Source organism: Corynebacterium sp. CCUG 51687, from assembly GCF_024453995.1.
In the GTDB taxonomy this organism is placed as follows: Bacteria; Actinomycetota; Actinomycetes; order Mycobacteriales; family Mycobacteriaceae; genus Corynebacterium; species Corynebacterium pseudogenitalium.
On record NZ_JAGPYT010000008.1, the window covers coordinates 29,810 to 49,975 of the forward strand.

Here is a 20,166-nt window from a genome sequence, read left to right on the forward strand (position 1 = left end):
ACGGTGCGGCGTAGTTTGCAACTACGGTAGTACGTAGTTAATCTTTTCGATCATCACCTATCCCACTTATGGCTAAGGCCAGGATGAGCAGGATTGTCATGTCAGACTCACCAGATTTGGTGTACTTTTCTAGCGTTTCTGAAAACACAAAAAGATTCGTCGAACGCTTAGATAGACCCGCAGTGCGCATTCCACTGCGGCCCAAGAAAACCGGAATGATCCAGGTTTCACACCCGTACGTACTCATCGTTCCAACCTACGGCGGTGGCTCGCTCAAACGCGCAGTCCCCAAACAGGTCATCGACTTCCTCAATGACCCAATCAACCGTTCCTTTATCCGGGGCGTGATTACCTCAGGCAATACCAACTTCGGAAGCGCTTACTGCGTCGCCGGCCGCATCATTTCCGCTAAGTGCCACGTTCCAGAGCTGTATCACTTCGAGCTACTCGGCACGCAGAAGGACGTTGCCGCTGTAAAGCAGGGCCTTCACAAGTTTTGGGAGCAGCAAAGCAACTAACAATTACACCCCATTGATTTCCCACAAAATGAAGACCACATCCGCAACACACAGATTGGAAACCACAATGCCGCCACTTAAGGCCACCCCCACACAGCCCATTGGCCCTACGCCCCGCACCGCTTCAGCAGACGATGCCGGCGGTGTCGGTAAGCGCAAGAGCTACCATGCACTCAACGCGCAGCTGAACCTATTCGACGATTCGGGAAGAATCCAGTTCGACAAGGACATTGAGGCAACACAAGACTTTTTAGCGCACCATGTCACTCCCCGCATGCATCAGTTTGAATCCACCAAGCAGCGCTTGGAGTGGTTGGTTGATAACGAATACTACGAGCGGGAATTCCTTGAGCTTTATGATGACGATTTTCTGTGCACTATGTACGACAGAGCCCACCGAGCCAAGCATCAGTTCCGCACTTTCCTCGGCGCATTTAAGTTCTTTACTTCATACGCACTGAAAACCTTTGATGGCTCGCGATTTCTGGAAGGCTACGAAGAACGCGTCGCCACCACAGCTTTGTACCTTGCACAGGGCGATGAAGAGCTTGCGGAGAAGCTGGTGGATGACATCATGACCGGACGCTTCCAGCCCGCCACCCCTACTTTTCTCAACGCAGGAAAAGCCCAGCGTGGCGAAATGGTCTCCTGCTTCCTCCTTCGCATCGAAGACAATTTGGAAAGCATTGGCCGCAGCGTGAACTCTGCACTGCAGCTTTCAAAACGCGGCGGTGGTGTGGCCTTGTTACTGAGCAATCTGCGCGAATCCGGAGCCCCAATCAAAAAGATTGAGAACCAAGCTTCCGGCGTAGTCCCAGTCATGAAAATTCTGGAAGATAGCTTCAGCTATGCCAACCAATTGGGCGCTCGACAGGGCGCTGGAGCCGTCTACCTACATGCGCACCATCCAGATATTCTTCGTTTCCTGGATACCAAGCGGGAAAATGCCGATGAGAAAGTCCGCATTAAGACTCTTTCGCTGGGAGTTGTTATTCCAGATATAACCTTCCAGCTGGCCAAAGAGAACAAGGATATGCATCTTTTTAGCCCGTATGACATCGCTCGCGAGTACGGCGTAGCCATGTCTGACATGTCTATCACCGAGTATTACGACGAGCTGGTTTCCAATCCGCGAATTTCTCATACGACTATCAAGGCCCGCGAGTTTTTCACCACGCTGGCTGAGCTTCAGTTTGAATCTGGATACCCCTACATACTCTTTGAGGATACGGTCAACCGCGCTAATCCCCTCAAAGGACATATCAATATGTCCAATCTGTGTAGTGAGATCCTCCAGGTCAACACGCCATCCACCTACGGCGCCTCAGGTAACTACACCACCGTTGGCCAGGACATTTCCTGCAATCTAGGGTCGCTCAACATCGCTAAAGCTTTTGAATCACCGGACTTTGGGGAAACTGTTGAAACCGCGGTGCGCGCTCTCACGAAGGTCTCAGACCTAACAAATATCGAAGCTGTTCCTTCCATCGCTCACGGTAATGCATCCATGCATGCCATCGGGTTGGGCCAAATGAATCTCCACGGTTTCCTGGCTTCCAAGCGTATTCCTTATGGCTGCGCCGAAGCACTGGACTTTACAAATATCTATTTCCTGACCGTGACCTATCATGCGCTCCGTGCATCCCATGCGCTAGCGGTTGAGAAAGGTCAACGATTCACTGGCTTTGAAGAATCCACCTATGCCACTGGCGTCTACTTCGACAAGTACATCGACCAAGACTGGGCGCCGGCCACTGACCACGTAAAACAGCTATTCCATGAGGCTGGCGTGCAGATTCCTCAACGCGAGGATTGGCTACGGCTCAAGAACCAAGTGATGCAAGACGGCATCTACAACGCCTACTTGCAGGCAGTTCCACCCACTGGATCAATTTCCTACATCAATGACTCCACCGCGTCCATACACCCGATTGCCTCCAAGATTGAAATACGCAAGGAAGGCCGCTTGGGGCGCGTGTACTACCCCGCACCGGAAATGACCAACGACAACTTGGAGTATTTCGATGACTCCTACACCGTGGGGTACAAAAAAATCATCGACACCTACGCTATGGCCACCCAACACGTGGACCAAGGGCTTTCCCTGACTTTGTTCTTCACCGCTGACACCACTACGCGGGACATCAACAAGGCACAAATCTATGCCTGGAAAGCCGGAATCAAGACCTTGTACTACATCCGTTTACGCCAACCTGCACTCCAGGGAACCGAGGTCGAAGGCTGCGTTTCCTGTGCTCTGTAGGAACACGGTCCTTCCTTCATTCACAACCATCCATCAAGAAAGAAAGAAGCTATGTCTTCAACATCAAACACTGCTGAGCTAACCAGCATCTCAGTTACGCCGCCAAGTTACCGGCATGACCCTTCAGCCCGCATCCGCGCCATCAATTGGAATCGGGTGAGCGATGAGAAGGATCTTGAAGTGTGGAACCGCCTCACCGCCAACTTTTGGTTGCCAGAAAAGGTTCCACTTTCAAACGATCTCCCGGCGTGGCAGAGGATGACACCGGAGGAACGCAACCTCACCATGCGGGTGTTCACGGGACTCACCACCCTGGACACCGTCCAGGCCACTGTGGGCGAAATCTGTCAGATCCAAGATGCCCGCACCGAGCACGAGGAGGCCGTGTATACCAACATCGCCTTCATGCAATCAGTCCATGCCCGTTCTTACTCTTCAGTGTTTTCTACTTTGAGCAGTACGAAAGAAATTGATGAGGCATACCGCTGGGCGGTGAATAATGACCTTCTCCAGGCACGCGCCAAAAAAGTGCTCACTCATTATTTTGGACCCGATCCACTCAAGCGCAAAGTGTCATCGACGCTGCTTTCCTCGCTGCTTCTCTACGCGGGTTTCTATCTTCCCCTGCATTTTTCCGTCCACGCCACCCTGACAAATACGGCAGACATGATTCGCCTCATTCTGCGTGACAAGGCAGTGCACGGTTACTACTCAGGCTACAAGTACCAGCGCGGACTGGAAACGTCTGCTCCACAACGGCAACAGGAGATGCATGATTTCACTATTTCCTTGCTCGAAGAGCTTTATGCCCTAGAGCTGGATTATTCCGGCGAGCTATATGAGCCGTTGGGGCTCATGGATGATGTAGCTGTATTCGTTCGCTATAACGCCAATAAGGCGCTCATGAATTTGGGCTACCCGGACTACTTCCCACCTGAAGAAACGGAAGTGAACCCGGAAATCCTCGCTGCCCTAGCACCTGGAGCAGATGAAAACCATGACTTCTTCTCCGGCTCCGGTTCCTCCTATGTCATTGGCACCGCTGAAGAAACGAGTGATGATGACTGGGATTTCTAAACCGTTTCCACGACCAGACCAAGGAAGCTGGCTTGAGACCATCGCGCTGTTTGAAGCCATCCGCGAAGGAAACCAACCAGCAGCCATGCGGCTTTTGGATACGTCCGCCGCACGGGAGGCCGTCCTCGGGGGACGGTTAGGACTCATCGAACTGTACTTCCGCCATGAAGAAGACAAAGTGGATAACTTTCTTACTGCCGCCCACGCCGCCGGGCCACCGCCTGCCTTTGGCTGCAAGCCTTTTCTCCCTTGATCGCACGTACCTACGCCCAACTAAGAAGAAAGGACTTCCTATGACCACCCCACGCATTAGTGTTATCGTCGGCAGCCTGCGCCGCGGCTCATTTGCGCGCAAGATTGCACACGAAGTGCTCACAATGATCCCTGAAAACTACCAGGCAGACATCGTTGAAATCCGTGACTTGCCGCTCTATGACTTCGACTACGATGACCCCTCGGTCACGGACAAGCCCATTCCAGCTGAGTACACCACTTTCCGCGACACCATCAAGAACTCGAGCGGCGTCCTCTTTGTTACCCCGGAAAATAACCGTACTATCCCTGCCTGTCTCAAGAATGCAGTGGACATCGGTTCCAAGCCCAACTCGGATGTGGCTTGGAAGAACCTTCCCGCAGGTATCATCAGTCACTCTGTAGGCCGCATGGGCGGCTACAGTTCACAGAAGAACCTCCGGCTCGCCCTGTCCTACTTCGATATGCCGCTTCCTGGTCAGCCCGAGGTATTCCTTGGCCAATCCCCCACCCTCTTCGAAGACTCCGGCCATCTCAATGAAGGCACCGCAGGCTTTGTCAAAGACTACGTTATACGCTTCCTGCAGTTGGTCGACATGACATTAACAGCCAAGCACAGCTAGCGACGGCGACTAACCCTAGCCACCGCCCTCTACGAAGTACTTGAAGGCTTCTAAAGGGCCTTCTCAAAGACACAAACCCCGGATTCACACTCATCCTTGAGTTACCTGAATCTGAACCCAGGACGCTTCAAAAAACACCGCTCTAATTCTTCGATTTTCGCTGAATTAGAGCGGTTTTAGCGCTGTCTGTTGCGACCGGCTATTTGGTAGCAGTGTCGTGACTATCCGGTAGCACGACAGTGAGTATCTGGTAGCGCTGCACATCTCCTCACGTTCATACTTCCGGTAGCCACACCACACGGGTGTGGCATCAACCGGAAGGAGTCCGCTCATGACGGATTACCGCGCGATAATGACGTTGCTGATCAAACAGCGTTCTTATCGCCAAATAGAACAACAACTCGGGTGCTCGCACCGTGCAATCGCACGCGCGAACCACACACTGCGAACCTGTGGGTTTAGCACCGTTGAACAAGTCGCAGCGCTGACAGACAACGAGCTAGACGAGTTGTTCGTTGACAAACGAAGTACCGGACAAGGTGAATTCGTCCCGATTGACTTCGAAAAAGTCGTCAAAGCCCGCACAGGACGTACAAAGCAGACCCTGCAAGTCTTATGGGCACGCTACACCACCACCCCAGCCGGGCCGGGGCAGCGTCACTACAGCTACGACAGGTTCCGCCAACTTGTCGCAGCACATGTCGACGCGACCGGGCTTTCAGCACGCATCACACACGCACCAGGACACACCATGCAAGTCGACTGGGCAGGCACCAAGATGCGACTGTTTGACCCAACCGGGAAACCGGGTGCAAAAGTCAGTATCTTTGTCGCCTCTCTTCCATATTCAGGGATGCTGTTTGCCTGTGCGTGTGCTGACCAACGCCAACAGGCCTGGCTTGATGCTCACCGGTGTGCATTCGAATACTTCGGTGGTGTCTGCCAAGTCGTCGTGCCTGATAACGCGTCGACTGCGTCGAACGCAATCAGTACGTCAGATAGAAACCGGAAGGTCAACGACACCTACGAACAGTTCTTGGAGCACTACAACACTGCAGCTCTTCCTGCCCGCCCGCGTCGACCGAAAGATAAAGCGAATGTGGAAGCCGCAGTCAAAATCGTCACACACAAGATCATCCATGCACTCGATGGTCACCAGTGTGTTGATCTTGACGAGCTCAATGACAAGATTGTCAGCCTTGTCGATGCAATGAACGATGCCACGCCGTTTCGGAGTCAGCAATCAAGCCGCCGGGACCTGTTTGAAACCTATGAGCAGCATCTTCTTGCCGATCTACCGCAAACACCATGGCAGCACACCGAATGGAAACGCGCGAAAGTCGCACCAGATTTCCACATCATTGTTGCCACGGTGCGCTACTCGGTACCGCATCAACTCGTTGGACGCACCGTCGATGTGCGTATCACCGGCCAGGTACTGACAGTCTTTGATGCAGGTCAAACCGTTGCAACCCACCGGGTTTCACATACACGCGGGGCCTATGTCACTGACTGTGACCACATTCCCTCAGGTATGGATACCACACGCGGGTTGTGGACGAGTGAGTACTTCTACCGTGAAGCCAGCAAAGTTGGGCCGGCAACACGCAAAGTCATCGAAGAGCTCATCGCGGCAAAAGCAATCCCGGCCCAGGCTTATCAGTCGTGTCGCAACGTGTTGTCGATGGGCAAACACGCCAACAAACCCATTTTGGAAGAGGCCTGCCTGCGCCTGACAGCCAATGATGGCAGCCGACGTGCCGTGTCCTATACCGCAGTGAAAAACATGATGGCCGCGGTACGCAAAGAGCACACCACCCGACCCCGCGGGTTCGACCAAGCACAACGCACTACTACACCAATCTTGCCTGATTCGGCTGTGATTGAACATCGCGATACCACTGGGGCACTACTTGGCGGCGCAGACCAGTTCAGCATGGACAACCTTATGAAGAAAGGAACCCGAAACTCATGACAAACTCAACCCCGCCAATGGATCGATTTCTTGATGAATCTGTCCTTGCTGACTTCACAGCGTTGCGTATGACCGCGTTCGGTAAAACCGTGATCGACATTGCTAATGACCCAGCATTCGACACGTGGACGTTTTCACAAAAGGTGCTCTACGCACTAGATAAGGAAGTCGCGGCCAGGCGTGAACGACGCATCAACAAACTTTTGAAAGCATCCCGATCGCCAAACCTTGATGCTTGTCTTGAAAACGTGGTGTGCACACCTGCCCGCAACATCAACCCGGAGCAAATCAGCCGACTCGCTCATGGTCAATGGTGCCATTTGGGACAAAACATTGTCATCCTGGGCAAATCCTGAAGTCGGCAAGACCTACCTGGCCCAAGCATTGATCAACGCGGCATGCCGCAACGATTACTCCGCGAGTTTCTACCGCACGGACATGCTTGCAGCACAACTTGCAGTCTTGCAGCCCGATGACCCCACCCGGTTGAAGTTCATTGAGCAACTCCACAACGTGGACGTACTTGTCCTGGATGACTTTTTAACCACGCCGATTGATGCTGCCACGGCGCATCAGATATTTAATATCCTCGCCGCGCGCGAACATACCGGCTCGACGATTGTGACCTCCCAGTTCACCCCGAAAGACTGGTATGCGTCGATTCCTGACGCGGTCATTGCAGAGTCGATTCTCAACCGGCTTGTCGTTGGTGCTGAGATCATCACGCTGGAAGGACCGAATATGCGCTTAGAAGCCAACGAGTAACCCTCCAACGTCTCCGTGGCCCCTGGGCGATCCCCGCGCTACCGGGTACTCACTCAGGTGCTACCGGATACTCACCACGCCGCTACCATTTCAATCTTCTAAACACACCAGACGTCATTCGGTGTTGATTTCTCAAAACGGACAAATGGAACTGTTTTGAAAACCATATCTGGTTGTTGGCCGAGGCCATCCCGGGAAACCAGATAGACATCTACATACAAAATGTCCCTTACGCCCACATTCGATCTTCGAGCAATAGCGTTGGGAACCGAGACGCGGTCTCCAGCGTCTAAATATAGACAAGCATTCGCAGATGGAGTATTGCCATGATGAAAACAACCACGATTAATGAACACATTGTGTCAATGAGCAGGGCTTTTAACGGTGTGTCGCCACGGGCATGGAGCCTGATTAAGCACCGAACCAAAGAATTGCTCGTATCACATATCGCCGAGTGCGCGGCAACATGGGGAGGAGATGACAGCAAGGCGGATGCAAGCGGGTGGCAGGTCTTTGGCATTGACCAAGCAGTGCGGCTTTTGGGGCCGGAAACCCTTGGAGCGCAGTTTCAGCGATTGAACGCGTTGACAGAAGACCTTTCTAGGTACTTGTTGGCCAAGTATTACCAGGTTCCTGCGGGTGTCGACGACGAAGTGACGGATGAACAGATTGATGCTGTCAACGCTCTCCTGGGCACGGGCGATGTTAGGAGCGTTGTAGGCGAAGTCGTTGAGGAGGCGGTTCGTCGTATCCATCTTATTGAGGCAAAACACGCGTTTGAGCAGTTTGAAGCAGCGCAGTCATGAGCGCACACGATATTGAGCACACCGTGAATCCCGTGATGCGCTAGACGTATCGCCTCAATGTTGGCTTGGATGCGCGCGGCGAGGACGCAACCCGTTCCAAGCTTGACCGGTCAAACTGAACCGGTGTGCCAGAACGAGTTGCGGTATCGATAACCCCGCTTAACTGTCCCAGTCCACCGCCCAGGGATCCTCTTCTTCTTGCTGCTCCATCAGTGCGTTGATCGGCTCCGTCAGGTGCTGGCCGATCACCGTCCACGCTGCTTCGTTCTGATCCTGCAGGAAGATTCGTTTCATCTCCTCGCTGCTGTCCGGAAGGCTCTGGATGTCCTCCGCCCATCCCGCTAAGCGTTGTGCTCTCCGAGTCCACGACAACAGATCGACCTGTTGGTTCAGCTGCCGCCAAAGTTCCTCGACTGCCTGTGGACTGTGGTCCTTGCCCAACGTTTTCAGTGCTTCCTCCACGGTAGTCTTCATCACTGCGTCGTTCAGCTCTGCTGGTGTGATCGCTGGATTGTGGTAGCGAATCATTCCTACCAGCTTCGTTGCGTCCCCTCCCGTCGCTTCCAAGGCTTTGATCACGAGCTGTCCTACTTGGTACTGCAGAAACTGAAACATTATTCGGTACAGGGATTGATCCTTGTCCTGTTGAATGCCCGGTGTCGAGCGAAGTACGTCGATCGCTTTGCGCTCCAATTCTGTGTGCTCCTGGTTGAGTTGAGACACGATCTTGTACGCGGTCGGCTCGTTCGCGTTCTCCGGATCGGTTATCTTCAGATACTCCACGAGCAGAAAGATCGAGTCGCTGTCGCGATCGACCATCGGAAGATCCCAATCCGACCCTCCCAGGATGTCCGGCACTGGTCGCTTCGGGTAACCGTGAAATCGAATCTGTGGTGTGGTCATCGTTGCTCCCTTCTACTTTCGGCAATGCTATGCAGGCATGCCGACATGACGGCATGGAGTCATGCTGGCGGGACGGCATGCTGGCATTCTGAGTTTGAGTCAGCGCTGGTCAGAGGGGTGTCCCGGCGTATTTTCTCTCGCAAAGATTTGCGGTTTTTCTTTATATCGTCAGCGGCTGCTTCGGGGGAGGTTTTCCGAAGAGGCTGTTATACCTGGAAGATCGTCCCGGACCGCGTCCAAAGCGATCAGCTACCTCGCCAGATAGGGGAGCAGCCCACACGGTAGGGTGGCCACCATGAATCACGCCACGTCCGAGTCCCCGGCTGCGCACTCGACAGAGCGCGCGGGTCACGATCCCATGATCCAGGTGCGTGATGCGCACCTGCATAACCTGAAGCACATCGACGTTGATCTGCCTCGGGATACCCTCGTGGCGGTCACCGGTGTGTCGGGCTCGGGAAAGTCCAGCCTGGCGTTCGGCACCATCCATGGGGAAGCGCAGCGTCGCTACCTGGAATCTGTTTCGCCGTTTGCGCGTCGTCTGATCGGTGGCGCGGTCAACCCGCGGGTTGGGTCGGTCGCGGGTCTGCCGCCGACGGTGGCGTTGCAGCAGTCCACCACCCTGGGTGGGGCACGATCTTCTGTGGGAACGATCTCGAATATGTCGAATAGTATCCGGCTGCTCTTTTCCCGCTCTGGCAGCTACCCGGACGGTATGCGTGAGCGGCTGGAATACGGCAGGCTCGATTCCGACGCTTTCTCGCCCAACACCACCGCTGGTATGTGCCCCGAGTGCCAGGGGACCGGTACTGTGCACCGGCCGACGGAAGCGTCGATGGTGCCGGATCCCAGCCTGTCCATCTGGGACGGCGCGATCGCAGCGTGGCCGGGGGCGTGGTTAGGGAAGAACTTCCGGGACATCCTGGGCACCCTCGGCTACCCGCTCGACGTCCCGTGGCGGGATATTCCGCAGGAGGACCGCGACTGGATCCTGTTTACGGACGAGCAGCCGGTGGTCACCGTCCACCCGGTGCGGGACGAAAATGCGGTGCATCGGTCGTATAAGGGGAAGTGGCGCTCGGTTGCCTCGTACCTCACCGACACGTTGGCGGAGACGGAGTCGGACAAGAACCGTCGTCGGGTGCTTTCCTTCATGCATTCATCGACGTGCCCGACGTGCCAGAGCCGCGGTTTCCAGCCGGATACCTTGCAGGTCACCTACGCCGGCTACGCCATCGATGAGTTCAACGCGTTGGCATTGAAGGACGTGCTGGCTGTGCTGGAGGCGCGCCTGGAGCGCCTGGAGGGCATCGCGAAGCAGGACTGGAACGAGCACGACGAGGCCGAAGAGCTGCTGTTGGATCAGGTGCTGCCCACGGTGCGCGCGGCGATCGAGCTGGGGCTGGGGCACTTAAGCCTCTCCCGCCCGGCACGGAGTTTGTCTGCCGGCGAGCACCAGCGCCTGCGGCTGGCGTCCCAGTTGAACTCGAGCCTATTCGGCACGACATATGTGCTGGATGAGCCCTCGGCGGGCTTGCACGTCGTGGAGCGCAAGGCTGTCTCCGAGTTGCTCCAGCGGTTCATCGACGCTGGTAATTCGGTGCTTCTCGTGGAGCACGACATGTCCCTAGTAGCGGGATGCGATTGGATTGTGGACATCGGCCCCCGCGCAGGGGAGCGTGGCGGGGAGCTGGTGTTCTCCGGCCCGACTAGCCAGTTCCGCGCCAACGCCAAGCAGCTGGGCTCGCCCACGGCGATCGCCCTGAATGCGGACTTCCCCGAGTTGACGGACACCCCGGCCGACACCGGTGCATCCATCAGCCTGCGCGGTGTGCATGCCCGCGCCTTCGACGGCGCCGACGTGGACTTCCCACTGGGAGCACTTACCGCAGTCACGGGCGTATCCGGTTCCGGCAAGTCCACCCTGGTCATTGGGGTGCTGGCGGACGTGGTGTCTCGCTCGGCCAAGCAGGTGGTTGGCGCCGAGGAGGCATCGGATGGGGATGCGGATGGTGAGCTCACGGCGGGTTCAGATCCCTCTGAGGATTTCAGGGTGGACAACGTAGAGGGCGTCGATAAGATTCGCAGGTTGGTGCACATCACCCAGAAGCCGATTGGGCGCACAGTGCGTTCCACCGTGGCCACCTACACGGGGCTGTTCGATCACGTCCGCAAGCTCTTCGCCGCGACCCCCGAGGCCAAGCAGCGAGGTATGTCGGTGTCGGACTTTTCCTATAACACGACGAAGGGCCGCTGCCCGGAGTGCGACGGTGCCGGCAGTATCGAGGTCGAGCTGGTGTTCCTGCCCGGCACGTACACGACCTGCCCGGCCTGCCACGGCAAGCGCTACAAGCCGGAGATCCTTGAGGTGCAGTGGAACGGGCGCAGCATCGCCGACATTTTGGCGCTCACCGTGGACGAGGCGCTGGAGGTATTCGCTGAGGAGCCGAAGATTCTGCGCTCTGTCGAATTCCTGCACGCACTCGGCTTGGGCTACCTGCGGCTGGGGCAGGGGTCCCCGGAACTTTCGGGCGGGGAGGCGCAGCGCATCAAGCTGGCCTCCGAGATGCAGCGCGGCTCCAGCCGCAAGCACAGCCTGTACCTCCTTGACGAGCCGACGACAGGGCTCCACCCTGCGGATGTTGATCTGTTGCTCGCCCAGCTGCGTCGCCTTGTCGACGACGGCGCCACGGTGGTCGTCGTCGAGCACGACCTGCGGGTGGTCGCGCAGGCCGACCACATTATCGACGTCGGCCCAGGCGCCGGCGACGAGGGTGGCCAGATCCTGGCCACCGGGACGCCGACGGCAGTCGCCCAGCAGGGGACGGGTCCGGATTCGCGTTCGGTGACGGCCCAGGTGTTGGCCGAACGGGCTGGGTTGCGCTGAGGCTGAGCATTGAGTGTCATGTAGGACGCACGCTTGAGTGGTTCCGGAGGCTTCGACGCCTATCAGCGTGGGCGCTAGTTTCGGTAGACATGCCTGCGATGCGCGATGCGCAGCACAAGAATATGGAGCTCGCCGTCCGCAATCTCATATACAACGCGGTAATGCCCGACGCGGATGCGGTACTGGTCAAACTCAGCGCGTAGTTTCTTCACCCCGCTAGGTCGGGGATCGAGTGCTAAGGCATCGATTGCGGTAAGGATGCGCCTCTGGGTCTGCTTGTCGAGTTTGCGTAGTTCCTTCGCAGCAGAAGATTTGAAGGTGATGCGATAAGTGGCGTTTGACATAACCGAGCTTTACGCGAAGCCGAGTTCCTTTTTGAGGTCCTCAAACGAGATTTCCTCGCTCTCTTGCCGAGCAATTTCGGCGGCGCGGATGTCTTCCAGGTCCTCGAGAGCTTCGACAGCGCGGGCAAAGAATGTAGGAGAGACGACAACTGCGCGAGCACGGCTGCCCCGGCTGGTGATAACGACAGGTGTGCGCTGCGCTTCCTCTAATAGCTGGCTCTGCGAATTGCGGAACTCGCTGGATGCCACTGATTTTGTTTCCATACCGTAAATGTACATCTTGTACATATCGGTTGGCAACGGTATTTCACTGGTCGTTCCGATTCGGGCTTGTGGTCAAAAGGCGCTGTAGCGCGATTGATCTGCAAGGTTTTGCTCGTGTCGAGGTGTTAAAGGAGTGCGATGCAGGTCGCACATTTTCGTCCAGCCCGGCTGATTTTCGACGACCAGCGTCGCACTCCTTAAGCACCTCGACCGGAATGGGCTGCAGCTGTTTGTTCGAGCTTCCCAGTCGCCAAGTCGAACGAGGAGACACGCAAAAAGATATTGCCAGCCGCGCGTGGACCGCACCCAGCGCATTCGTTGGGCTTGAGGGACATGTGGTGTGTAAAAGCCGCTGCCGAACCACCCATTTCTCACGCTTAAGCTGGGGCTCCACTGACTGTCGATGCCGGTATCAATTCTCTCGGCCACTGTGCTGGGCGCATGCTGGGTGACGCGTAGTCGGTAAGGCACGTGTTAGCATCTGGTGACGGACGGGTGTAAACCCTACAGAAGTTCCCACTTTGGATTTATGGAAATGGCAAAAGCTCCAGAGCATCAATTCGATTTAAAGGCCGCTGCAAACTATTTGGCCGAAATTCTCAATAAGGATGCTTTGAGTGAAAGCGATTCTCGGGTTGAAGGTGCCGTATCCTCGCCGAAGTTTCATGGGGCTGCCGCTTGGATTGATACATTTTTATATCTCGTTTTGGAAGTGGAAACGTCGACTGGGACCACCTTCGTGGGGTTTGAAACTCTCTTTCAACCCGAGGGAACGTTTCATGAAAATTCGGTTGAGTATGAGAATGTCCATGATTTGTGGGCGTACGAAATTGCTGGTGATTTGTTTCTTCAAACACTCAGTTTTGAGGATCCGGATCGTATCACGTGGATGAGAGTTGATACGAAACATTTCGTTCCTGCTACGTGGAGCGATTTGCTGGATTTTGCGTATGGGTCGAATCGAATATGGGTGCGTGATTAAAGTGGTACCAACACCGGCATGAAACCTACAGGAGCAGCCTCATGAACGCCGACGTACACTCCAGTTATTTCCTTGCTGATTCCTACGGGTCGCGCCTGGAGAAGATTGACGAAGAGTCGCGCGCCCTGCTTGCCGAATACCAGACTTTGCAGCCTCCTCTCGTCTCGCCGGATATGGATGTCACGAATCTCCGTGGGACCGCTTTCCCGCGGAGCTCAGTGGAGCGGATCCGCGATTCGAGCCTCAGCGAAGAGGAGCGTCAGAAAGCAGTGACCTACCTGCTGGGTTGTTGGTATATCGACCAGGTTGATGGTGTTTGGGATTTCGTTCCCATGCTTGTGGATAGGCCAGCGCTCTACCTTTCGTTTGGCCTCGGGGTCCGGACGGAGAACGGCTCGATGCTCATTATCGCCGAGTCTGCTCGAGAGCTTGTGGAAGGCGGGGACCTGGCTTTTAGTGAGGCCTTCTATGCGTCCAACGTGAAAGTCGAACGGCGACTTGCGGAAGAGAGGTCGCGCTCGGAGGAGGCTCGGGCCTAGATTCTCGCACCAAACGTCCATGCCATCAAACGTGCATGAAGGTTCGCTTGGGCAAGGACTGACTTGAGTTGAGGACTGTAAGGCGCAGAGTTGAGGTGTTGAAGCACGTAATGATTCCGCCATCTGCAGTGCTTTTACTGGGGTAGCGCAGGAGCACAGCTGCATGTGCGAAAGCGAGTTTACCCCTCCCAATATCGAAGCCACGAAAGTCCTGCGCAGGATTGTCGAATCAGCTACTCTAACGAGAAAGTTGATTTCCCCTCCCTAAGTAGGTTGCAAAATGAAATTGATTAACCGCATTCTCCCTCCCGTCACTGCGTTTCTTGCCGCGTGCAGTTTAGGCGTGGCCACAGCTAGCGCCGATGTCTTTCATGGGCATTGGATCGGCGGCCGAATTGAAGAAACGTATCAACGCCTCGGCGGATGGCCCACATTTGGGGATGCTTTGACTCCCGAAAGCGTGTCGGCGTGGAATGGTCGTTTTCAAGTCTTTGCCCGCGATTCCTCCATTTACTGGCACCCCAACATCGATGGTGGAACCGCCCACCAAGTTGGAGGGGCAATCAGGGACAAATGGGCGGAATTGGGGTGGGAACGGGAGCATCTGGGTTATCCCGTCACAGATGAACTTCCCACTCGGAAGCCAGGAGGGCGATTCAACCATTTTCAAGGAGGCTCGGTCTATTGGAGCCCGTCCACCGGCGCGCATAATGTTCAAGGCGAGATTAAAAAGCGATGGGGTTTGAGCGACTGGGAAATGGGCCCACTTGGCTTTCCTACGACCGACGAGATCGACACTCCTGGCGGAGAAGGAAAGTTCAATCACTTTCAAAGAGGCTCGGTCTATTGGAGCCCGTCCACCGGCGCGCATAAAGTGCTAGGCGAAATTAGAAACTACTGGGGTAAACACGGGTGGGAGAAGAGTAGGTTCGGTTTTCCTGTATCCGAGGAACGGCATTTGAATGACGGCGCAGTTCAACAAGAATTTCAAGGCCATGCCCTTCAATGGGTTCCTTTTAGGCCCGCATCCCTACCAACCTACGACTCTGCATATGGTAGCTACAACCAGATTTACGATATTTTCAATATCAGTGAGCAATGGACCCCGCAGGCCCTCAATAGAGAGTTGACCACTCGGTTTAATCAATATTTCACTTTCACGGGCTGTCCTGACATCCTCCACGTAGGAGATACTTGCGACCTTGACACAGCATTACCTGTGGTTGCCCCAGTACGAGTAGAGGCCATTTCTCCAGACGGTTTCACCCTTAAATCCCTGGAGGGGCACCCCGAGGGTGCCGGCAGGTTGATTAACTTCAGATTCGTTCCGACTACCGTCACAGGGGTTACGACTATCAGATTGCAAGTACAAGCATGGGGGCCAGTTTCAAGTGCATCGCTCGCCGGGCCTTTGAACTCCGAAACCATCGCTCGGTATTCATGGTCCCGCCTGGCACACAATCTAAGGAAGCGAACTTCGACTGCATCTGCTACATACATCACCGCAGATAAGAACACAACCTCTGTTAGGACGTTGAATGTTCCCAATTCGGACTCAGCTTTTGCCCTTTCAGGTGCTGAGGTGGTTGACACGAAAGACTACCAGTTGAGCGAAGGTATGGACCGCGTTCCGCTCTTCCCAGCAGGAACATCCTCGGAGGAAATCGAAGCGGCACTGCAAGGTGGTAGCATGCCCACTTCATTTCCAACAATCCTTGAAAATGAGACCGACACCTCAAGCGACACCACGACCGATAGTCAGCCAGAGCCCGTTCAGATAACACAGGGAGCAGAAGATAGAACACAATAGAAGTCGTCTCGTCACCCCCAAAAAGAAGAATTAGGAGAGAAACATGGTCTTTGCGGTTCTCAGTTTCGGTGCAGCAATCGCGCTATTCGTGTCCTTTTGCATCTTGGTAATTGGGTTCGTAGTCCACTTACTCCTAGTCCACTTCTCAGTGAAGCGAAAGGTGCTTTCTGCATACCGTTTCTTAGTGGTGATGGTTTTATTAGCACCTGTTTTTCTGATGTACGACGGGTTCGGCGGTGGGAGGCGTGACGGCTTCTTTAGCGTAGTGGTCACCGGGTATTTAATTACCGCAGTCATCATCAGTTTCCTTGGGCGCATCATTGAGTACTACAACAGCGAAGAGCGGGAGTAGTTAAGCAAAACGTGCGGTCATCATCGTTGCGCGGGGCACCTGAAACCACTGGCGTTGAAGATGGTTGGGTGAACTCGCTGCGGCAGCAGGCGTCGGCTCCCCAAAGAAGAAGTTCTCTTGGGTTGAGGCCCTCAGCTTATCGACGATCGCCCGCTCGCATGTCGGACGCCTCCGTTAAGCTACCTGTATGAGTTCTGTGACAACTGCTCCGCGCCTTGATCGCGCCACCATGCGCCGCAACCTTGACGGCTTCAAACACCGTTGGAACGAACGCCTCGACGGGTGGCGCTCACTCGACGAAGGCGCACTAGAACGCAAGTACGCTCAGTCGTATTGGGCGGAACTCCTCGCATGCTTCGGCATAACCGCCTCACGCATGGACTTGTTTGAGCAGGACGCCAAACGCGCCTCGAGCGGCCAACGCGGCTACATCGACCTCTTCTGGCCAGGCGTGGTTATCGGTGAAGCCAAAAAACCAGGCGTTGACCTACAAGTCGCGATCGATCAAGCCCGCGACTACCTGCTTGGCGGTACTGTCAACGACGCCGAACAACCCCGCTACATCATCGCCACCGACTTCTACCGCATCCGACTCATGCGCTTGGGCGATCCTGAAACTCGGTTCAACATCGAGTTCCCGCTCGAAGAAATCACGGATCACGTCGACGAACTTAAGTTCCTCGCGGGCTATGAGGACAAGCTCACGCATGTTGAGCAGACCCAGGCTTCGATCGCAGCATCAAAGATCATGGCGAACCTGTTTACCGCCATGGTCGGCGACGACGTCGACGAAGAAGTTGGCGACGCAGCCCCCACCTACATGCAAGACGAAGAACTCGCGGTACAAGAAACCTCCATGTTCCTCACGCGCCTGTTGTTCCTGCTGTTCGGCGATGATGCCGGGCTGTGGGAGCAGGACCTGTTTTATCGTTTCATTCTTGAGCACACCAACAGTGAGAACCTCGGCACGCAGCTTGCCGGTCTGTTCGAGGTCCTCAACACTCCGGAGGAGCGTCGCCGACGCGTCCCCGACTCCATGGCCGCGTTCCCGTACGTGAACGGCGCGCTGTTTGAAACCATGATGCCGACGCAGTTCTTCACCCCGGAGATGCGCGACGCGATCCTGGTTGCCTGCCGGTTCCAGTGGACCAACATCTCCCCGGCAATCTTCGGCTCGCTGTTCCAGCTCGTGAAGTCGAAAGAGGCACGTCGCGACGACGGTGAGCACTACACCTCCGAGAAAAACATCTTGAAAACCCTCGGCCCACTGTTTCTCGACGAGCTCCGCGAAGAAGCCGATCGCCTCATCAACTCCAAGTCGACCAGTGTGAGGAAGCTCCAGGAGTTCCGCGACAGCCTGGCGACACACGTGTTTATGGACCCAGCCTGTGGCTCCGGAAACTTCCTTATCGTCGCCTATCGTGAGCTGCGCAAGATTGAGACCGACGTGATCGTTGCGATCCGCGAACGCGAAGGCAACACTGCCATGTCGCTGGATATCACGTGGGAGCAGAAGCTTTCCATCGGCCAGTTCTACGGCATCGAGCTGAACTGGTGGCCAGCGCGCATCGCCGAGACCGCAATGTTCTTGGTCGACCACCAGGCCAACCGTGAACTCGCCGACCGCGTAGGACTTGCACCGGAGCGCCTACCGATCAGCATTACCGCGCACATCACGCACGGTAACGCGCTCGCGGTGGACTGGCGCAACGTCCTACCAGAAACCACCGGGCAAACCTACGTGTTCGGCAATCCACCATTCATCGGGCAGTACACGAAGACCAAAGAACAAACTGCCGACATGAAACACGTGTGGGGCAAAGACTACGACGGCTACCTGGACTACGTCACCGGCTGGCACGCCCAAGCCAAAACACTACTCGCCGAACGTCAAGGTGAGTTCGCATACGTCACTACCAACTCGATCACCCAAGGCCAACCAGTCCCAGCACTATTCGGACCGTTGATTCGGGAAGGGTGGCGGATCAAGTTCGCACACCGCACATTCGCATGGGACTCCGAAGCTCCAGGTAAGGCGGCTGTGCACTGTGTCATTGTTGGATTCACTCGCGATCGCGGAGCGAAACAGCGGTTGTGGGACTATCCGGACACGCAAGGCGAAGGCGTAGAGCAACGAATTGACCGGGGAATCAACGCCTATCTGATCGATGGGCCAAACGTGCTCGTCTCTAAGCGAAGCAAACCCCTTTCTACAGAGATAGTGCCTGCGGTGTTTGGATCAAAACCTGTAGATAGCGGCAATCTCATCGTCGAAGTAAATGAGCTAGAAACTATCGAAGCGGACGCTATCGCGAAGAAATACTTGCGTCCTTTTAAAGGGTCACGCGAATTGGTCCGCGGAATCGACCGTTGGTGTCTCTGGATGGCAGACGACGACTTTAACCCGTCTGACGTAACGCGTTCGAAGCAGTTACGCGCTCGAGTAGAAGCAGTTAAGGCATTTCGCCAGAAGAGTAAGAAAGCGGCTACACGCCAGCTTGCCGCGGTTCCATATAGGTTCGCGGAAGTCCGTAAACCTACCGGTGAATACCTTTGCGTACCGTCAGTTGTGAGTGAAACGCGCCCTTTCTTTACAGCGCAGCAAGTCTCGGGCGACGTTGTTGCGAGCAACCTTGCGTTCATGGTTGATGATCCCACCGGTTTCGCGTTTGCGCTCATTTCGTCGTCGATGTTCATTACGTGGCAACGCACCGTCGGCGGGCGCTTAGAGTCTCGCCTGCGGTTTGCAAACACGCTGACCTGGAACACGTTCCCCGTCCCCGAGCTAGACGAGAAAACTCGCCAGCGGATCATCGACGCGGGCAAGAAAGTGCTGGCCGCCCGTGAGTTGCACCCGGAGCGTTCGCTGGCGGAACACTACAACCCGCTCGCGATGGACCCGGCGCTGCTCAAGGCGCACGACGCGTTGGATAAGGAAGTCGACAAGGCGTTTAGGGCACCTCGCAAACTGGCGAACGATCGTCAACGCCAGGAGCTGCTCTTCGCTAACTACGCGAAGATGACCAAATAAGCGACAGGATGAGGACGGAGCAATTGAAAAATGCGAACCGTCCAACTGGCCTTGTTCGAGCGGTAGTCTATTTCCTTTGTCGAACATGGTCGTGCCAAGCAAACGACTACGGTCGGTGCGCTCCTGGAATGGAGAATCGCGAATGCTGCAACGTTAAGTAATGCTCGGGCCAGGCCGGTTTTGCCGACGGATGATTTCGTATCAGGGCACTTCAGACAGCTCACTCTGACCTCGTCCCGAGAATTGCTAGGGCAGAAAATTGCTCTAAAGCTTTGGAGATGTATATACTCCGAGCCAAGAGATACCCTCTCCAAGCCTATGCGTTGCAAGCTCAAATGCGAGAGGGGCTTTTGCATAACAAATCAAATGGGGGCGCGACTTGATTTTGAATCGCAAAGAATTGGCTTAAGGGACATTTTGTGTGTGACTAACCGCGTTCAGCCGCCCTTTTCTCACGCTTAAACTGGACTTCGAAGCGGACACCCCGACAGCAGTAGCTTTCCATTTGGTGGGGGAGGCCCTGTAGAGTGGGCACCGATAGATCCCTGGTTTAGCCTCTTTCCCATGAGGGAAATGCACAAATGACCGGGGCCTTTCATTATCTGTGGCGGCATGCTTCGATGCCGAAGGATTGGCTGGGCCACGAGCAGCGGATCGGACTGATTGGCCAGCGGTCATGCACATCGATGACAGCGCAGCTGCAGGTGTTTAGAATTCTGAAATGGTAGCGGCGTGGTGAGTATCCGGTAGCGGATCACCCAGGCGCCAAGTGGCC

Annotated in this window: 18 protein-coding genes; 15 read left to right on the top strand and 3 right to left on the bottom strand. The window is 55.5% G+C overall.

Annotation, left to right across the window (positions count from 1 at the left end):
* The first annotated feature begins 68 nt into the window (after window positions 1-68).
* The 9 genes from nrdI to KBX13_RS08410 all read left to right on the top strand — a co-directional run bounded on the left by nrdI (window position 69) and on the right by KBX13_RS08410 (window position 8,279).
* A complete protein-coding gene (gene nrdI / locus KBX13_RS08370; RefSeq protein ID WP_052093126.1) occupies window positions 69-518 on the top strand; it encodes a class Ib ribonucleoside-diphosphate reductase assembly flavoprotein NrdI in 450 nt (149 codons plus the stop codon).
* Window positions 519-585: 67 nt separating this feature from the next.
* Window positions 586-2,781 carry a class 1b ribonucleoside-diphosphate reductase subunit alpha gene (nrdE, locus tag KBX13_RS08375; protein ID WP_052205721.1) on the top strand — a complete coding sequence of 732 codons (2,196 nt, stop codon included), beginning with the start codon at window positions 586-588 and terminating at the stop codon, window positions 2,779-2,781.
* Between the two features lie 51 nt (window positions 2,782-2,832).
* Window positions 2,833-3,858 (top strand): class 1b ribonucleoside-diphosphate reductase subunit beta, encoded by a 1,026-nt coding sequence (nrdF, locus tag KBX13_RS08380; RefSeq protein WP_034666259.1) that lies wholly within the window; start codon window positions 2,833-2,835, stop codon window positions 3,856-3,858.
* A complete protein-coding gene (locus KBX13_RS08385) occupies window positions 3,839-4,111 on the top strand; it encodes a hypothetical protein (protein ID WP_256021689.1) in 273 nt (90 codons plus the stop codon). The genes nrdF and KBX13_RS08385 overlap by 20 nt, the downstream gene beginning before the upstream one ends.
* Before the next feature lie 40 nt (window positions 4,112-4,151).
* Window positions 4,152-4,733 (top strand): NADPH-dependent FMN reductase, encoded by a 582-nt coding sequence (locus tag KBX13_RS08390; protein ID WP_022862715.1) that lies wholly within the window; start codon window positions 4,152-4,154, stop codon window positions 4,731-4,733.
* Window positions 4,734-5,064: 331 nt separating this feature from the next.
* A complete protein-coding gene (istA, locus tag KBX13_RS08395; RefSeq protein ID WP_256021690.1) occupies window positions 5,065-6,708 on the top strand; it encodes an IS21 family transposase in 1,644 nt (547 codons plus the stop codon).
* Window positions 6,705-7,064: an ATP-binding protein gene (locus KBX13_RS08400; RefSeq protein ID WP_256021691.1), complete on the top strand. Its 360-nt coding sequence runs from the start codon at window positions 6,705-6,707 to the stop codon at window positions 7,062-7,064. Before istA ends, KBX13_RS08400 begins: the two co-directional genes overlap by 4 nt.
* On the top strand, window positions 7,042-7,473 hold the full coding sequence (locus KBX13_RS08405; RefSeq protein WP_256021693.1) for an ATP-binding protein: 432 nt from the start codon (window positions 7,042-7,044) through the stop codon (window positions 7,471-7,473). The genes KBX13_RS08400 and KBX13_RS08405 overlap by 23 nt, the downstream gene beginning before the upstream one ends.
* A gap of 326 nt (window positions 7,474-7,799) precedes the next feature.
* Window positions 7,800-8,279: a hypothetical protein gene (locus tag KBX13_RS08410; RefSeq protein ID WP_256021694.1), complete on the top strand. Its 480-nt coding sequence runs from the start codon at window positions 7,800-7,802 to the stop codon at window positions 8,277-8,279.
* Between the two features lie 159 nt (window positions 8,280-8,438).
* Here KBX13_RS08410 and KBX13_RS08415 read toward each other — a convergent pair whose 3' ends face one another.
* Window positions 8,439-9,182, bottom strand: a complete 744-nt coding sequence (locus KBX13_RS08415; protein ID WP_256021696.1) for a hypothetical protein — start codon at window positions 9,180-9,182, stop codon at window positions 8,439-8,441.
* 295 nt (window positions 9,183-9,477) lie between these two features.
* Between KBX13_RS08415 and KBX13_RS08420 the strand changes: the two genes are divergently transcribed.
* Entirely contained in the window at window positions 9,478-12,069 is a 2,592-nt protein-coding gene (locus tag KBX13_RS08420; RefSeq protein WP_256021698.1) for an excinuclease ABC subunit UvrA, read from the top strand.
* A 74-nt stretch (window positions 12,070-12,143) separates the two neighbouring features.
* On the opposite strand, the gene KBX13_RS08425 is transcribed toward KBX13_RS08420, so the two are convergent.
* Window positions 12,144-12,413, bottom strand: coding sequence for a type II toxin-antitoxin system RelE/ParE family toxin (locus KBX13_RS08425; protein ID WP_256021699.1), 270 nt, complete (start codon window positions 12,411-12,413; stop codon window positions 12,144-12,146).
* Between the two features lie 9 nt (window positions 12,414-12,422).
* The gene (locus tag KBX13_RS08430) at window positions 12,423-12,677 is read right to left on the bottom strand and encodes a type II toxin-antitoxin system prevent-host-death family antitoxin (RefSeq protein ID WP_256021700.1); all 255 of its coding nucleotides are present in this window, start codon (window positions 12,675-12,677) and stop codon (window positions 12,423-12,425) included.
* Window positions 12,678-13,206: 529 nt separating this feature from the next.
* On the opposite strand from KBX13_RS08430, the gene KBX13_RS08435 reads away from it, so the two are divergent.
* From KBX13_RS08435 to KBX13_RS08455, 5 genes are all read left to right on the top strand, one after another.
* Entirely contained in the window at window positions 13,207-13,659 is a 453-nt protein-coding gene (locus KBX13_RS08435) for a hypothetical protein (protein ID WP_070476919.1), read from the top strand.
* A 41-nt stretch (window positions 13,660-13,700) separates the two neighbouring features.
* Window positions 13,701-14,198 carry a hypothetical protein gene (locus KBX13_RS08440; protein ID WP_070476921.1) on the top strand — a complete coding sequence of 166 codons (498 nt, stop codon included), beginning with the start codon at window positions 13,701-13,703 and terminating at the stop codon, window positions 14,196-14,198.
* Between the two features lie 280 nt (window positions 14,199-14,478).
* Window positions 14,479-16,008, top strand: coding sequence for an LGFP repeat-containing protein (locus KBX13_RS08445; protein ID WP_256021701.1), 1,530 nt, complete (start codon window positions 14,479-14,481; stop codon window positions 16,006-16,008).
* 187 nt (window positions 16,009-16,195) lie between these two features.
* Window positions 16,196-16,360: a hypothetical protein gene (locus KBX13_RS08450; RefSeq protein ID WP_168161596.1), complete on the top strand. Its 165-nt coding sequence runs from the start codon at window positions 16,196-16,198 to the stop codon at window positions 16,358-16,360.
* Between the two features lie 187 nt (window positions 16,361-16,547).
* A complete protein-coding gene (locus tag KBX13_RS08455) occupies window positions 16,548-19,391 on the top strand; it encodes a DNA methyltransferase (RefSeq protein WP_256021702.1) in 2,844 nt (947 codons plus the stop codon).
* Window positions 19,392-20,166 lie beyond the last annotated feature (775 nt).

Excerpts from the sequence above, each read along its gene's own strand:
- KBX13_RS08390 (WP_022862715.1), top strand. The coding sequence starts at position 4,152 with ATGACCACCCCACGCATTAGTGTTATCGTCGGCAGCCTGCGCCGCGGC.
- nrdE (WP_052205721.1), top strand. The coding sequence starts at position 586 with ATGCCGCCACTTAAGGCCACCCCCACACAGCCCATTGGCCCTACGCCC.
- KBX13_RS08455 (WP_256021702.1), top strand. The coding sequence starts at position 16,548 with ATGAGTTCTGTGACAACTGCTCCGCGCCTTGATCGCGCCACCATGCGC.
- nrdI (WP_052093126.1), top strand. The coding sequence starts at position 69 with ATGGCTAAGGCCAGGATGAGCAGGATTGTCATGTCAGACTCACCAGAT.
- KBX13_RS08415 (WP_256021696.1), bottom strand. The coding sequence starts at position 9,182 with ATGACCACACCACAGATTCGATTTCACGGTTACCCGAAGCGACCAGTG.
- nrdF (WP_034666259.1), top strand. The coding sequence starts at position 2,833 with ATGTCTTCAACATCAAACACTGCTGAGCTAACCAGCATCTCAGTTACG.
- KBX13_RS08400 (WP_256021691.1), top strand. The coding sequence starts at position 6,705 with ATGACAAACTCAACCCCGCCAATGGATCGATTTCTTGATGAATCTGTC.
- KBX13_RS08385 (WP_256021689.1), top strand. The coding sequence starts at position 3,839 with ATGATGACTGGGATTTCTAAACCGTTTCCACGACCAGACCAAGGAAGC.
- istA (WP_256021690.1), top strand. The coding sequence starts at position 5,065 with ATGACGGATTACCGCGCGATAATGACGTTGCTGATCAAACAGCGTTCT.
- KBX13_RS08440 (WP_070476921.1), top strand. The coding sequence starts at position 13,701 with ATGAACGCCGACGTACACTCCAGTTATTTCCTTGCTGATTCCTACGGG.
- KBX13_RS08420 (WP_256021698.1), top strand. The coding sequence starts at position 9,478 with ATGAATCACGCCACGTCCGAGTCCCCGGCTGCGCACTCGACAGAGCGC.
- KBX13_RS08410 (WP_256021694.1), top strand. The coding sequence starts at position 7,800 with ATGATGAAAACAACCACGATTAATGAACACATTGTGTCAATGAGCAGG.
- KBX13_RS08435 (WP_070476919.1), top strand. The coding sequence starts at position 13,207 with ATGGAAATGGCAAAAGCTCCAGAGCATCAATTCGATTTAAAGGCCGCT.
- KBX13_RS08430 (WP_256021700.1), bottom strand. The coding sequence starts at position 12,677 with ATGGAAACAAAATCAGTGGCATCCAGCGAGTTCCGCAATTCGCAGAGC.
- KBX13_RS08425 (WP_256021699.1), bottom strand. The coding sequence starts at position 12,413 with ATGTCAAACGCCACTTATCGCATCACCTTCAAATCTTCTGCTGCGAAG.
- KBX13_RS08445 (WP_256021701.1), top strand. The coding sequence starts at position 14,479 with ATGAAATTGATTAACCGCATTCTCCCTCCCGTCACTGCGTTTCTTGCC.